Origin of the sequence: Romboutsia hominis (assembly GCF_900002575.1) — a bacterium.
Classification (GTDB): Bacteria; Bacillota; Clostridia; order Peptostreptococcales; family Peptostreptococcaceae; genus Romboutsia_C; species Romboutsia_C hominis.
Window position 1 is genome coordinate 2,151,415 of record NZ_LN650648.1, and the last position, 14,784, is coordinate 2,166,198.

At 27.5% G+C, this 14,784-nt stretch carries 12 protein-coding genes and 1 pseudogene; 3 read left to right on the forward strand and 10 right to left on the reverse strand.

Going from position 1 to position 14,784, the window contains the following annotated elements:
• Positions 1-25 precede the first annotated feature (25 nt).
• From dprA to FRIFI_RS10520, 3 genes are read right to left on the reverse strand one after another with little or no spacing between them, the layout of a single operon-like run.
• Positions 26-1,126: a DNA-processing protein DprA gene (gene dprA, locus FRIFI_RS10510; RefSeq protein ID WP_166505821.1), complete on the reverse strand. Its 1,101-nt coding sequence runs from the start codon at positions 1,124-1,126 to the stop codon at positions 26-28.
• A 9-nt stretch (positions 1,127-1,135) separates the two neighbouring features.
• A complete protein-coding gene (locus FRIFI_RS10515; protein WP_166505822.1) occupies positions 1,136-2,671 on the reverse strand; it encodes a YifB family Mg chelatase-like AAA ATPase in 1,536 nt (511 codons plus the stop codon).
• Between the two features lie 10 nt (positions 2,672-2,681).
• Positions 2,682-3,026, reverse strand: a complete 345-nt coding sequence (locus FRIFI_RS10520; protein ID WP_166505823.1) for a YraN family protein — start codon at positions 3,024-3,026, stop codon at positions 2,682-2,684.
• Between the two features lie 130 nt (positions 3,027-3,156).
• Here FRIFI_RS10520 and FRIFI_RS10525 point away from each other — a divergent pair, with 130 nt between their 5' ends.
• Entirely contained in the window at positions 3,157-4,452 is a 1,296-nt protein-coding gene (locus tag FRIFI_RS10525; RefSeq protein WP_166505824.1) for a CapA family protein, read from the forward strand.
• A 41-nt stretch (positions 4,453-4,493) separates the two neighbouring features.
• Here the strand turns inward: FRIFI_RS10525 and FRIFI_RS10530 are convergent, their stop codons facing one another.
• The 6 genes from FRIFI_RS10530 to FRIFI_RS10555 all read right to left on the reverse strand — a co-directional run bounded on the left by FRIFI_RS10530 (position 4,494) and on the right by FRIFI_RS10555 (position 12,773).
• A complete protein-coding gene (locus FRIFI_RS10530; protein ID WP_092924543.1) occupies positions 4,494-5,510 on the reverse strand; it encodes an alpha-hydroxy-acid oxidizing protein in 1,017 nt (338 codons plus the stop codon).
• A gap of 69 nt (positions 5,511-5,579) precedes the next feature.
• A complete protein-coding gene (locus tag FRIFI_RS10535) occupies positions 5,580-6,347 on the reverse strand; it encodes a ribonuclease HII (RefSeq protein WP_092924541.1) in 768 nt (255 codons plus the stop codon).
• 181 nt (positions 6,348-6,528) lie between these two features.
• Positions 6,529-7,830 carry a branched-chain amino acid transport system II carrier protein gene (gene brnQ / locus FRIFI_RS10540; protein WP_166505825.1) on the reverse strand — a complete coding sequence of 434 codons (1,302 nt, stop codon included), beginning with the start codon at positions 7,828-7,830 and terminating at the stop codon, positions 6,529-6,531.
• Between the two features lie 479 nt (positions 7,831-8,309).
• A complete protein-coding gene (locus tag FRIFI_RS10545; RefSeq protein ID WP_092924537.1) occupies positions 8,310-9,683 on the reverse strand; it encodes an MATE family efflux transporter in 1,374 nt (457 codons plus the stop codon).
• 13 nt (positions 9,684-9,696) lie between these two features.
• The gene (locus FRIFI_RS10550) at positions 9,697-10,272 is read right to left on the reverse strand and encodes a MarR family winged helix-turn-helix transcriptional regulator (protein WP_242977252.1); all 576 of its coding nucleotides are present in this window, start codon (positions 10,270-10,272) and stop codon (positions 9,697-9,699) included.
• A 428-nt stretch (positions 10,273-10,700) separates the two neighbouring features.
• The gene (locus FRIFI_RS10555; protein ID WP_166505826.1) at positions 10,701-12,773 is read right to left on the reverse strand and encodes a methyl-accepting chemotaxis protein; all 2,073 of its coding nucleotides are present in this window, start codon (positions 12,771-12,773) and stop codon (positions 10,701-10,703) included.
• Between the two features lie 448 nt (positions 12,774-13,221).
• On the opposite strand from FRIFI_RS10555, the gene FRIFI_RS15570 reads away from it, so the two are divergent.
• Positions 13,222-13,341 (forward strand): DUF1659 domain-containing protein, encoded by a 120-nt coding sequence (locus tag FRIFI_RS15570; RefSeq protein WP_465231456.1) that lies wholly within the window; start codon positions 13,222-13,224, stop codon positions 13,339-13,341.
• A 141-nt stretch (positions 13,342-13,482) separates the two neighbouring features.
• Positions 13,483-13,563: pseudogene (locus tag FRIFI_RS15560) on the forward strand (hypothetical protein); the annotation flags it as partial.
• Positions 13,564-13,629: 66 nt separating this feature from the next.
• Here FRIFI_RS15560 and ylqF read toward each other — a convergent pair.
• Entirely contained in the window at positions 13,630-14,526 is an 897-nt protein-coding gene (ylqF, locus tag FRIFI_RS10570; RefSeq protein ID WP_166506281.1) for a ribosome biogenesis GTPase YlqF, read from the reverse strand.
• Positions 14,527-14,784: the final 258 nt, after the last annotated feature.

Below are 14,784 nucleotides of genomic sequence, written 5' to 3' on the forward strand. Positions count from 1 at the left end.
CACACACCCCCACTTTTTATGTTATTTATGAATTTAAAATATATCTATTATTATTAATCTGTACTAAAATATCTCTTAATACTAATTCATTTAAAATTATGTTTACATATTTTATATCCATTCTAGTATTATCACAAATTTCATCTATATGCAAGGTTCCTTTATTTTTTATAGTATCTATTATAATACGAGATTTCTTATCTAAATTAATATTATCATACTTTTTTAAATTTTCTTGATTTTTATTATTAATAATTTTATATTCTTCTAAAATATCTTCTATACTGCATACCAACTTTGCACCTTCTTTAATTATTTTATGGCATCCTTCACTCATGGCAGAATGTATACTTCCTGGTATAGAAAATACTTCCCTTCCTTGTTCTAATGCAAAATCTGCAGTTATTAGTGCTCCACTTTTTATGGCAGCTTCAACCACTATAACTCCATCACTTATTCCACTTATAATTCTATTTCGCTGTACATAATTACTTGGATAGACTTTAGAATCTATACCATATTCAGATATTATAAGTCCATCATTTTCTAGTATTTCTTTACTCAAATATAAATTTTTTCTTGGTAAAATATTATCCACAGATGAACCTATTACAGCAACCGTTTTTCCACCACCTTTTATACAGCCCATATGCGAGTATGAGTCTATACCAGTAGCTAATCCGCTAACCACATTTATATTCATTTCTGATAATTTACTACTAATTGTTGTTGCACAGTGTTTACCATATGCAGTTGCTTTTCTTGATCCAACCATAGCAATTGATAGCCCTTCATTTAAAAGGTTTATATTTCCTTTATAATATAATAACTTTGGTGCATTATATATATTTTTTAGCTTACTTGGGTAATGATTATCTTCTATACTTACATATTTTATATTTCTCTCTCTTAATTTTTCTTTTATATTATCTAAATAAGCAAGACTTTTATATTTTACTATATTTTTCTTAATATTTAAATTTATATTTTCCATTTCATTTATTTCTTTATCACTTAAATGAATTATATCTTCTACTTTTAATCCATTTTTTAGCATTTTATCTATTATGTTATTACTTATCTTATCTATTGATTTTAGCCATAAATAAGCATCTTTTTTATCCATATGAGTCTCCTATTTAAAATATGTGTAATAAGCTTTTCTAAATGAAAAAGCTTCCATTATATGACTTGAATTTATATTTTCACTTTCTTCTAAGTCTGCTATAGTTCTCGATACTTTTAATAGTTTAGTGTAACTTCTGTTACTTAATTTATATTTTCCTAATATTAGATTTAATGTACTTAAACCATCACTTTCTAGCTTACAATAATCTAGTAACTTTGATGATTTTATCTCATCATTAGTTTTAATTAAATCATTTTCAAATCTTTTATTTTGAATAATTCTTGCTTTCTCCACTCTATCTCTTATAACATCAGAATTTTGTGAATTATCACTCTTAATTAACTCGTCATATGGTATTGAGTTAACTTCCACAAATATATCAAATCTATCTAATAGTGGTCCTGACAATTTATTTATATATCTATCTATGTCAATTTTTTTACATCTACACTCCTTATCGGACATAAAATATCCACAAGGACAAGGGTTCATAGCACCTACTAAAAGCACATTACAAGGATAGGTTATATTTTGCTTCACTCTAGATATATTAATAACTTTATCTTCTATAGGTTGTCTTAATGTTTCAAGTATTTTTCTATCAAATTCAGCTATTTCATCTAGAAATAATACACCTCTATGAGATAAAACAATTTCACCTGGAGTCGCTTTTTGACCCCCTCCTATTAATGCTTGCTTAGTTGAAGTGTGGTGTGGTGATCTAAAAGGTCTTTTTGTAATAATACCTTCATTATCAGAAGTCATTCCACATGCACTATAAATTTTAGTAACTTCTAACATTTCATCTTTTTGAATTTTCGGAAGAATCGTTCTTATTCTTTTTGCTATCATAGTTTTTCCCGAACCTGGAGGACCAATCATTAACATGTTATGATTTCCTGCTGCTGATATTTCTGCTGCTCTTTTTACAAAATAATTACCATAAACATCTTTAAAGTCTTCATCATAACCTATATTTTCTTTTCTATCTTGTTTTTTAGTTTTTATAATTTCATCTTTATCTATATCTATATCACCATTTAAATAGTCTATACATTCTTTTAAGCTGCTAACAGGTATTATATCTATACCATCAATAAAAGAACTTTCTAATACATTATCTTTAGGTATAAATACTCTTTTTATCTTGTTTTCTTTAGCCCCTATTACCATAGGAAGTATTCCTTTAACTTTTCTTATATTTCCATCTAAAGATAATTCACCTATAAACAAACTACTATTTAAATACTCATCATCTTTTTTTATAAGATTTTTAAGTATACCAATGGCTATTGGCAAATCAAAATAAGCTCCTTCTTTTTTCATATCTGCAGGAGATAAATTTATTACTATTCTAGAATTTAAAAACTTATATCCACTATTTATTATTGCTGATTTAACCCTATCTCTTGATTCTTTTATTTCTACTCCTGCAAGACCTACAATATTAAAACAGGGTATACCATTTTGTATATCAACTTCCACCTTAACAATAAAAGATTCTATTCCTATTAAATTACTTGAATTTATAATACTTAGCATTTTAACTCCTCTAAAAAGCATTTTCTATATGGTTAATCTTTTTATCCATAAAATATACTTCTATAACATCAAATCGAATTTTACTATCATAAATTTTTTTTGCAAATATATAATGTTTTGCTGTATTTGTTATCTTTTTTATTTTTTTATTATTTATTGCATCTCTTCCATATCCAAATCTTAAATCCATTCTTGATTTAACTTCTACAAATACTAATTCATCTTCAAATTTTGCTATTATATCTATTTCTCCACTTTTTATTCTATAATTAGTATCTAATACCTTAAATCCTTTTTGTATTAAAAATTCACAAGCTATTTTTTCTCCTAAATTACCTTTTTCTTTATTATTCATAGCTTCTCCTAATTCAAAAACTTTTTTGTAATTATATCCTCCTATATATTTATGTATACTACTTTTTACTTTTTTTGATTGAATTTTTTATAAGTTGCTACTAATATTACTTGTAGAGGGGGGGATTTTAATGTCTAGGTCTAAAAGACTTATTTATAAAAAGAAAAAGAAAAGATTATTAAAAAATAGAATTATCTTTTTATCTTCTTTCCTTTTTATACTAACTTTTTCATTTTTAATATTTACATATGGTAATAATCAAAAAAATAATAATACTACATCAAGTAATCCTAAAGTTGTACAAGCTCTATCTTCAGCTAAAGAAACTTCGACTCTCACCTTAAGCACTGCAGGAGATATTATGACCCATATGCCTCAACTTAAAGCTCAGTACGATAATTCATCTAATACATACAATTTTGACAATAACTTTCAGCATGTAAAACACATCTTAGAAAATGACGACTTATCAATAGCTAACCTAGAAACTACTTTAGCTGGTACCTCAGTACCTTATTCTTCTTATCCTACTTTTAATACGCCTGATAATATTATAGATAGTTTAAAATATGCAGGTATTGATATTTTATCTACCATTAATAATCACTCTTTTGACAAAGGTGATTTAGGTGTTAAAAGAACATTGGATATTTGTAAAGAAAAAGAAATAGAAACTATAGGCACCTCTAATAAAAATGAAAATAGGCACATTATAAAAGAAATAAATGATATATCTTTAGGTATAATTGCATTTAGCTATGGTGAAATAATAAATAATAACAAATATTTAAATGGAATAAAAATATCAGATGGATCTAAAGATAATATGAACATATTTGATATGCATGATGTTAACAAGGCTTTTAATACTATAAAAAAAGAACTAGATAAAATAAGAAATACAGATACACAAATAGCTGTTTTACATTGGGGTAATGAATATCAAAGGACTCCCAGTAAATTTCAAAAAGAGTTAGCTCAGAAGCTATGTGATTATGGAGTAGATATAATAGTAGGTTCTCATCCTCATGTTGTACAACCTGTAGAAATAATACGTTCTAAGGATAATTATACCAATACCTTAGTTATATATTCTTTAGGAAACTTCATATCAAATCAAAGACAAGAACTTTTAAACACACCTTACACAGAAGATGGCCTTATAGTATCTATCGAACTTACTAAAGATCATACAAAAAATCAAACCTTAATATCATCAGTAAATTGTATTCCAACTTGGGTTAATAAATATAAAGGCTTTAACAAGGATGTATATGAAATAATTCCAATATACTCTAAAGAACAACTACTTGAAATTAACAATTTACCTATGGAAAGACTAAAACTTTCTTATGAAAATACAGTATCTCAAATAAAAACTTCAGATATAATTAAAGTTCCGCAAAATATTTTTGAGCAAAAGTAAAAGTCTCTCCTAATTATTAGGAAAGACTTTTATTTTTATATCTATTTATATATAACCTTTTCATCTATATCATCTATATTTTGACATCCTGTTAATATCATTGTTGAACTTAATTCATTTTTAAGTTTTTCTACATAAGATTTAACCCCTTCTGTCTGACCTCCAAAAGATGCTGTTACAAATGGTCTTCCGATAAGCACTGCATCAGCTCCTAGTCCTATCATCTTAAGAACATCTACACCACTTCTAATTCCACCATCTACAAGTATAGTTATCTTACCTTTTACTGCCTTAGATATATTAGGAAGCACATCTACCGCCCCAGGAGTGCAGTCTAAAACTCTACCACCATGATTAGATACAACTATTGCATCAACTCCAGCCTCTACTGCCATTAAAGCATCTTCAACTGTCATTATACCTTTTAGTATAAATGGTAAATTTGTAGACTTTTTAAGTTCTTTTATAGCATTTACATCTTTAGGTACAACCTTTTTACCATGCATTGAAAGTGTTACAAGGCCACATGCATCAACATCTACACCTACTGCTATTGCCCCTGCTTCTTCTGCAAGTTTTATTTTATTTATTATGTCATGATTTTCCCAAGGCTTTATAAACACTATACCTTTACCATTATTTTCTTTAAGTACTTTTAAGTTTTCTATTAAAAATTCATCTATAGCAGTATCTCCTACCATAGCATATACCCCTGAATCAATACATCCTTTAACTACAGGTTCTATATATTCTCTTTCTGATATTTGTCCACCCATATTTAAAGTTGTTCCTGTAATTGGTGCAGCAAATATTGGAGCATCCATTTTTTGACCAAATAACTCTATACTAGTATCAGGATTACATACATTATGTACTACCCTCATATTTATCTTAACTTTTTCTAAACTCTTATAGTTCTCAGTGAAAGCTGATCCACTTCCTTTACCTCCCATACCAGGCACTTCTCCTGCACAGGCTACACCATTACAAACTTTACAAACCCTACAGCTTCCATTAAACTTTTCTCTAGCATTTTTTTCTAGTTCTTTAAAATTCATCTTAACTTCCCCCATCTTAAATTGTATAGTTTTGCTTTATAATTTATGGTATTTTTATATTTGTATTAATTATAGCACATTTTTTAAGAAACTCTTTCTATGTATAGGAGTTATACCATGCTTTTCTATAGCTTCGTAATGTTCTTTAGTTCCATATCCCTTATGGCCTTTAAATCCATATTCAGGATACATCTCATCATACTGATACATTAAATTGTCCCTTGTAACCTTTGCTAATATACTTGCTGCAGCTATTGATATAGATTTTGAATCCCCTTTTATTATAGGATTTTGAACAATATCTACTCCTGGTATAGTAGCTGCATCTATTAATAGATAGTCTGGACTTTTCTTCAAGCAGTTTAAGGCTTTTTTCATAGCCATATAAGTTGCATTTAATATATTGAATTTATCTATTTCTTCATTATTTACTATTCCTATACCATAATCTAGGGCTTCTTCCTTTATTATATCAAATAGTTCTTCTCTTTTAGCTTCACTTAGCTTCTTAGAATCATTTATTCCTTCTATCTTAGTTCCTTGTTTAAATACTACAACACTAGCTACCACAGGCCCTGCTAATGGACCACGTCCTGCTTCATCTATACCACCTATATATATATATCCTTTTTCATAACCTTCATTTTCAAATTCGTTTATCTTTTCTAATCTCTCTTCTTCTCTTCTTATAGCATCTAATTTTTTAGCCATTTTTACAGCTAAACTTTGAACTGATTTTCTCTCATCTATTTTCAAAATTTCTATATATTTCAAATATTCATCAGTACTTATATTTTCTATTATTTCTTTAATTTCTTTTACACTTTTATCTTTCATAAATTTCTCCTTGGATTACTTTATATTGTCTATTTATATATAAATATATATTTTTATTTCCTTCTATTAATATATTAACATATATTTGATAAACTATAATATAGTTCATTGTTTATATATTTATACCTTATAAATTTATAAAATAAAAAATCGTTGGTAATTAAACCAACGATTTTTTATTTTATCCAACTCTATTAATATCAGCACTTGATAAATCTTTAGATGTTGGTATAAAGTTACCTACTAATGATCCTATTAATACTGGAACTATCCAGTTAAATCCTAGTGGTGCAAAAGGTAATTTTGTTACAAGTGGTATTGATATTCCCATTGAATTAGCAACAGTTAATACACTTATAAGTAATGCAGCATATGTGGCACCTTTGAATGCATTATCATTTTTAATTCTTTTACCGAATATTGTCATTATAACTAATACAACTGTCGCTGGGTATATCATATCTAATATTGGAGCTGAGAATTGTATTATTGTACTTACTCCAAAATTTGAAACTATTGCACTAAATATACAAACTACTGTAACTATAACTTCATACTTTAATCTTCCATTAGTTATTTTTTCAAAGTATTGAGCAGTAGCTGATGTAAGACCTATAGCTGTCGTTAAACATGCTAAACCTACTATAAGTGCTAGTATTATTTTTCCTGGTTGTCCAAGTAAAGATGCAGTCATCTCTACTATTAAAGATGTTTGAGATACATCTACTCCATATATTTTAGAAACTGTAGCTCCAAGATATGTTAGTCCTCCATATACTAAACATAGACCTAAAGCTGCAACCATTCCTGCTTTTAATGTTAACTTAACTTTTTGATTTTCTTCTGTATATCCTTTATTTACAAGAGATCTTATTACAACAGTTGAAAGTGCTACTGCACCTAACGCATCCATTGTTTGATATCCTTGCTTAACTCCTTCGGCAAATACTCCATCAATCATAGGACTTGGATTTATTTCGCCTAATGGAGATATTATCCCTTTAACTATTAAAACACCTAAAGCTACTAATAATGCTGGTGTTAAAAACTGGCCTATTATGTCTACAACTTTTGATGGCTTTATAGTTAGTACAAATGTAATAGCAAAGAATATTACTGAGAATAATACCGGATTAAATCCATTAAATAAAGGGTGAACTCCCATTTCGAAAGTTGTTGCTGCTGTTCTTGGTATTGCTAATAATGGTCCAAGACATATCATTATAGCTGAACCTAAAATTATTGCTAATGTTTTTCCTGATCTTCCCAGAATTTTACTTACTTCTCCATTACACTTTGCTGATGCTGTTACTGCAAGTAATGCAAGTCCTACATCGGCTAGTATAAATGCTACAAATCCTATTAGCCAACTAGATCCTGATATTACTCCTAAATATGGAGGAAATATTAGGTTCCCTGCTCCAAAGAACATGGCAAATAGTGCAAATCCTACAACTACTACATCTTTAGTTGTTTTGTTCATATTAACGCCCCCTTAAATTCCTTCGAATTTACATAGATAAGTTTAAATATTAAATTATTTTTATATTAATAAATTATTTAATATTTCGAATTAAGTATAACATCTTTATTTTCAAAACGTCAACAATATTAAAAATATACTAACTTTTTTAAATATTCTGTATATTTTCATTTTCGCTTTATATTGTATCATTTTTCTACAAATATCTTTCCCTATTTCATATTTTTTATTACCTTTTTCAATATTTTCAGTATATTTTTTAATCTTATTTAAATTTTACAATATATGGTTTAATACTGTCAATTCATTTTTGTTATTTTTCTAACTATTCTATTTTTTACAATTATATTTTAATAACGTTTTCTTACTATTTTCAATAGTTTGAGCGTTATTTTATATTTCTAAATTTTTTTATTATTTTGTATAAAAATATCTAAAAGAATGTAAAAAAAGCATAGATAATTATCTATGCTTTTTCATTAAATTACAGCTTCTTGTTTGTGTACTTTTTCATCTTCTTTTTCTGCTTTTAATTCTCTATATAAAACAAATGCTGTTATTGCAGTTGCTAGAAAATCTGCTACTGGTTGAGCATACCAAACCCCATCTAATCCAAAGAATTTTGGAAGAATCATAATCATAGGCATAAGTAATATAAATTGTCTAAGTAAACTTAAGAACATTGCTATTTTAGCCTTACCTATAGATTGTATATAGTTTGATCCTGTTATAGATATTCCTATTATAGGTATCATTAATAGATATATTTTAGCTCCATTAATTGATACTTCCATAAGCTTAGGATCTTTATTAAACATTCCTACTATAACATCTGGTATAGTTTGTATTAATATCCATCCTGCAGTTAATATAACTATAGATATTAATGCAGATATCTTGAAAGCTTTATTTGCTCTTTTATATTTTCTTGCACCAAAATTAAATCCTATTATAGGTTGGGCACCTTGGTTAAGACCAAATATTGGCATTAAGAATATCATTGATATAGACGATATTGTAGCCATAGCACCTATAGCTAAATCTCCCCCATAAATTTTTAAAGCATTATTTGATATAACTTGAACTAGACTTGTAGCAAGCTGCATGGCAAAAGGTGCTGACCCTATAGCAAATATTATTTCAACTAAATGTTTATCTAGCTTTAAACTAGACTTATGAAACTTTAGATTAGATTTACCTCTTGCATAATACATAAGACCCCATAAAGCAGTTACTATTTGAGATGTTACTGTCGCAATAGCTGCTCCTTGTATACCTAATTTAAATCCAAATATTAATACTGCGTCTAAAACTATATTTGTCATACATCCTACTATCATTATTAATGCTGCAAGTTTTGGATTTCCATCACCTCTGATGGTATTGTTTAATGTATACGCTAGTACATTAAATATAGTACCACCTAAAATTATATATATATATGATTTCGCATAACCAATTGTACTACTACTTGCACCAAATATTCTAAGTATTTGATCTCCAAATACTATACCAAATACACTTATTAATAACCCTATTATTATTGATAAAGTTATGCTATTTCCTATAATCTTTTCTGCATCTTCTTTTTTTCCTTGACCTAATTTTATAGATATATTAGTAGTAGCTCCTATACCTACCAACATTGCAAAAGCTAACATTATAGTCATTATAGGAAGACATACTCCAACACCAGTTATAGCTAATGGTCCAACACCTGGTATATTACCTATAAATATTCTATCTACTACATTATAAAGTGCATTTACCATCATACCTATAATAGCTGGAACTGAATATTTTAGTAATAATTTACCAATGGACTCTGTTCCTAGTATTTGTTCATTTTTCATAATTTTCCCTCCTTTATATTGCACTACATATTTTTTTCAATAATATAATCATATTTTCTGATTCTTCTTTGTCTAAATTAGACGTTATAACTTCTTCCCAACTAGACATTATTGTATAAATATCATTTTTTAAGTCTTTGCTTTTATCTGTTAAATATACCTTATATGCTCTTTTATCATCTATGTTCTTTTCTCTTATTAAAAATCCTTGTTCTTCTAGCTTCTTTATCGCTCTTGCAGTTGTTCCTTTATCTATATTTAACACATCTGATAGTTCTTCCTGATTTCTACCATCCTGTCTATAAAGTTCTAATAAAAACATAACTTGCCCAGAACCTATTCCTAATTCATTTAATCCCTTTGATATAAATGAATTACCTTTTCTATATATTTGAGATATATATCTACCTATATGTTCTCGTTTTTTACCCAAAAAATCACCACCTAAATATAACACATATTTTAGAGTAGTTGCATAGACAACTATATTAGTATATCTCATTTTAGTTGTTATTGCAACTATTTTATTATATAATTTTTTAACTTTAATTAAATCACTTAAGCTCAAAACATGTTGTAATACAAACACCAACTATATTTCATAGAAAGTAGTTTTTTTAAAGGATACAAATCCCGAAATGTCAATATATACATGTGAACAAAAACTGTAAAAATAAATATATAACCTTAATGGAATTTTTCATAAAAGAAATAGATACTATCAAGAAAACGCAAAAAATAAATAATAGTGATTGGTCTAAAAACAATTAGGTTCTTCATCAAATATCTTAGTTAATACATTAAGAATTTTAAATATATTACTAAGATAAACTATTAATTATAAATACTGCTATTTATAGTTATTTTTATGCTAAATTATCACAAAATTCTTTAATATAGCCTAATTAAAATAAAAAGTTGCTCCTTTAAATTTAAGGGAGCAACTTTTTATATACGTAAATATTTTACGCTTATATTTTATATTGTATAAAATATTAATATCCTATTATTGGTTGATTAAAATTGTTCATCACTAAATGATATTTTTCCGTCAAAGTACTTATTTTCTTCATCTTTTAAATTAAACTTACCTATAAGTTCCTTTAACATTTGAGCTTGTGCAGATAATTCCTCACTTGCAGCAGCACTTTCTTCAGCAGTTGCTGAGTTAGTTTGTACAACTACAGATATTTGTTCAACACCAACATTTACTTGACTTATATGATTAGCTTGTTCATTACTTACATCTGCTATATACTGTATAACATTTGCTGAATTTTTAGCGCCTTCAACTACTGCTTCAAGAGATTTAGCAGTATCTGAAACTATTATAGTCCCCTTTTCTATAGCTTTAAGTGATTTTTCAATTAATTCTGCTGTATCTTTTGCACTTTGTGCAGATTTAGCAGCAAGATTTCTAACTTCATCTGCAACTACAGCAAATCCTTTACCAGCTTCTCCAGCACGTGCTGCTTCTACGGCTGCATTAAGTGCTAATATATTTGTTTGGAATGCTATATCATCAATATTTTTAATTATATTTCCTATTTCATTTGATGTAGTATTTATATCATCCATTGCAGTAATCATTTCTTTCATTTGTTCTTTACTTTTATCTGTTGCCTTACTTGCTTCTAGAGATATATCTTTTGCTCTTAATGCATGTTCTGCTGTTTCTTTTATTTGTGATGAAACTTCATTTATAGTTGCTGAAAGTTCTTCAATTGAGCTTGCTTGTTCTGTAGTACCTTGAGAAAGTACTTGTGCTCCTTCTGATAATTGATAAGAACTAACTGCTACTTGTTCGCCAGCTTCATTTATTTGTATTAAAGTGTTATTTAAATCATATACTATTTTATTTAAAGCTATTAATATAGGCTCAAAGTCTTTTACAAATAGACTTTTGTATTCTTCGCTATCTGCATGAATATCTAAATTGCCATCACTAACTTCTGTTAATATATATGTTAAAGCATTTATCATACTTCTAAAATCTTTAACTATTTTATATGTAGCATCTGCTACTAGACCGATCTCATTGTCTTCATCTATAACTGGGACCTCTGAATTTAGATCTCCTTGAGCTAACTTATTTAATCTTTCACTACATTCTTTTAATGGATTTCCTATTTTTTTAGAGAATCTTATAGCCACAAATATAGCTAAAACTGTAACTACTACAGTCAATATTCCTGTATATATGATTGATTTATACATCTCACCAAGGAAATCACTTTTGTTTACCATTATACCCATACCCCATCCATTACTATTTTTTACTGGGGCATATCCTAAAATCCAATCTTCACCATTTAAATTTGCATCAGAAAATCCTGTTTCTCCTGAGATAAGCTTTTCATCTGCTTGTGCAAAAGGTTTTAGACTTTCATTACTTTCTGCTTCTTTTATAGTATTTTTTGCATTAACTAAACTTGCATCTCTATGAGCAATTGTAGTTCCTTGATTGTCTACAAGATAAGCATAACTATTTTCACTTATATCTATGCCTCTAACTATATCATTTAAATAATCTTTATCTAAATCAAAAGTTACAACTCCCACAACTTTACTATTTTCTACTCCATTTTCCCAAATAGGTGCTGAAACTACTAGTATATTCTCTCCTGTTACCTTACTAAGAACTGGACTACCTAAATATGCTTTACCATTTATAGAAGCTTTAAAGTAATCTCTGTCAGAGTAATCGTTTCCACTAAAAATATCTTTTCCATTTGTATCTATTATTTGACCCACTTTCATTCCATATAATTTTTCTTGTCTATCTATAATACTTTCTTTTTCTTCCTTACTTACTTTTGGGTCTGAAATTTCCTTAATAATACCTGTTTGAATCGTTGCATTTTTTATATTTGTAATTTTTTGAGTTGCAGTTTGTGCTGCTTGCTTAGTAGTTTCTACTATGGTTTTTGATAATACACTATTAGCACTCTTATAATTTAAGTAACTTGTAACAGTACCTAAAAGTAAACAACTTATAACTGAAAAACTTACTATTATCAAAGTTAGTTGAGTTTTTATACTTTTGCTTTTACTTTTACCTTTTATCTTATGCCATAATTTAGTTTCCATTAATTGCCTTCCTCCTCTTATCACACTTATTTTCATACATTCTTTTCATTAAATAACCCTGCATTATAAATCATTAGATTTTAAATATACTCATTCCAAATAATTTATTCACCTCAAACCTTCCATATTAAAATTTGCCCTCATTAAATCATTTAAGATTTGTTGATTTTGTTTTGTGCTAAATATCATAATATAATTTCCATATTATGGTTAATAATACGGACATTTCTATGATTTATTTAGACTTATTAATAACTATTCCTACTACAAAATTTTAAAACATACCTTATAATTACATGTACAACGTCCCTAGTACTATATAAGTATAAATAACAGCTTATAAGTAAAACTTAAAGTGAGAAACAAATATGGTAGTAACAGTAACTAAAAATTCATTAAAATTAAAACTAAGATTTGATTGTATAAAAATTAAGAAACATGTAAGATAATAGTAAAAAATAAAACTTATTCAAATATAAACCCAGATGTGCTCAATGATGGTGTACATACAGTAGGAGTGGTATTATCATCACTTCAAAACTTTAAATTATTAGAAGTATTAAAATAGATAATTCAATATTATCCTAATAAAAATTCACTTCGCTCATTTTGTATAATTTAAATTTATAGAGAATAATTTTATGGAAATTAAAAAGAAATTTTTAATGAGTTTTAAAATTACATCAAGTAAAATGGATCAGTAGATGAGCCTAAAGTAGATTTGACAGAAAAAGAAATAGAAACAGCTATGTCTATAATAGTTTCTAAAAATATATTAGACATAAAATAAAGGTAGAGCTTTTGCTCTACCTTGTTTTAGTTAAGTATGTTAATTACAAAATTTTCTAACAGAACCTTAATTTTTTATATCTTCTGGAACCTCTAAAGTTATTTTTCCTATTTTACCATCTCTAAACTCATTTAATACAGTAGTTGCTATACGAGTATAATCTAACTCTTTTCTTCCTGTTACAAATCCTCTTTTACGTCCTATCATATCCATAGTTTCTATATCACTATTACCTAGTTCCCCCAGCTTATATCTAGCTTTTAATTTTTCTGGCTCTATCTCCATAAGCTTTCCTATAAGTCTTAAAGCAAGTGTATCAATATCTAGTATTTCATCTTTTATTGCTCTACAAAACGCTAAATTAAGGGCTACATCTTGATCTTCAAATTTAGGCCAAAGTATACCTGGTGTATCTAATAATTCTAGGTTTCCTTTTAATCTTACCCACTGTTTACCTTTAGTAACACCTGGCTTATCTCCTGTTACTGTACTTTTTCTACCTGTTAATTTATTTATTATAGACGATTTACCTACGTTTGGTACTCCAACTATCATTATTCTTATAGGTCTTTCTTTTCTACCTTTTTCTTTTAATGCATCCATCTTATCTTTAGTTACATTTTTACACTCATCTATTAATTTATTAAGACCCATACCTTTAATAGTATCTATTGGTATAGCTTTTATACCTTTTTCTTTATAGTATTTTATCCATCTATCAAGCTTTGCTCTATCTGCTAAGTCACTTTTATTTAATATAACAACTCTTGGTTTATTTCCTGCAAGTTTGTCTATATCTGGATTTTTACTACTAAATGGTATTCTAGCATCTAAAAGTTCTACTACAACATCTACTAATTTTAAATTATCTCTAACTAAGTCCTTAGTCTTTTTCATGTGTCCTGGATACCAGTTTATATGTAAATTATCATCTCTTAGATATTCATCATAATCGGTTCTCATTTTATCTCCTCTTGCCATGATTATCACTCCTTTTTATATTAATTCGCTCATTTTATTTCAACTTATCTATTATACCATAATATTTTTTTATTTGCTTGTTTAATATTTGATGCTACATTACTTCTATTATAACTATAACGTATATTTTTTAAACCTCTTTATATATAGAGAAAAAACTAGCATATTATATTTCTGCATACTTCCTAATGTTTGATTAATAATAAGCATAAACTTCATGTGAAAAATCTATAGATGTTT

Excerpts from the sequence above, each read along its gene's own strand:
- dprA (WP_166505821.1), bottom strand. The coding sequence starts at position 1,126 with ATGGATAAAAAAGATGCTTATTTATGGCTAAAATCAATAGATAAGATA.
- FRIFI_RS10515 (WP_166505822.1), bottom strand. The coding sequence starts at position 2,671 with ATGCTAAGTATTATAAATTCAAGTAATTTAATAGGAATAGAATCTTTT.
- FRIFI_RS10520 (WP_166505823.1), bottom strand. The coding sequence starts at position 3,026 with ATGAATAATAAAGAAAAAGGTAATTTAGGAGAAAAAATAGCTTGTGAA.
- FRIFI_RS10525 (WP_166505824.1), top strand. The coding sequence starts at position 3,157 with ATGTCTAGGTCTAAAAGACTTATTTATAAAAAGAAAAAGAAAAGATTA.
- FRIFI_RS10530 (WP_092924543.1), bottom strand. The coding sequence starts at position 5,510 with ATGAATTTTAAAGAACTAGAAAAAAATGCTAGAGAAAAGTTTAATGGA.
- FRIFI_RS10535 (WP_092924541.1), bottom strand. The coding sequence starts at position 6,347 with ATGAAAGATAAAAGTGTAAAAGAAATTAAAGAAATAATAGAAAATATA.
- brnQ (WP_166505825.1), bottom strand. The coding sequence starts at position 7,830 with ATGAACAAAACAACTAAAGATGTAGTAGTTGTAGGATTTGCACTATTT.
- FRIFI_RS10545 (WP_092924537.1), bottom strand. The coding sequence starts at position 9,683 with ATGAAAAATGAACAAATACTAGGAACAGAGTCCATTGGTAAATTATTA.
- FRIFI_RS10555 (WP_166505826.1), bottom strand. The coding sequence starts at position 12,773 with ATGGAAACTAAATTATGGCATAAGATAAAAGGTAAAAGTAAAAGCAAA.
- ylqF (WP_166506281.1), bottom strand. The coding sequence starts at position 14,526 with ATGAGAACCGATTATGATGAATATCTAAGAGATGATAATTTACATATA.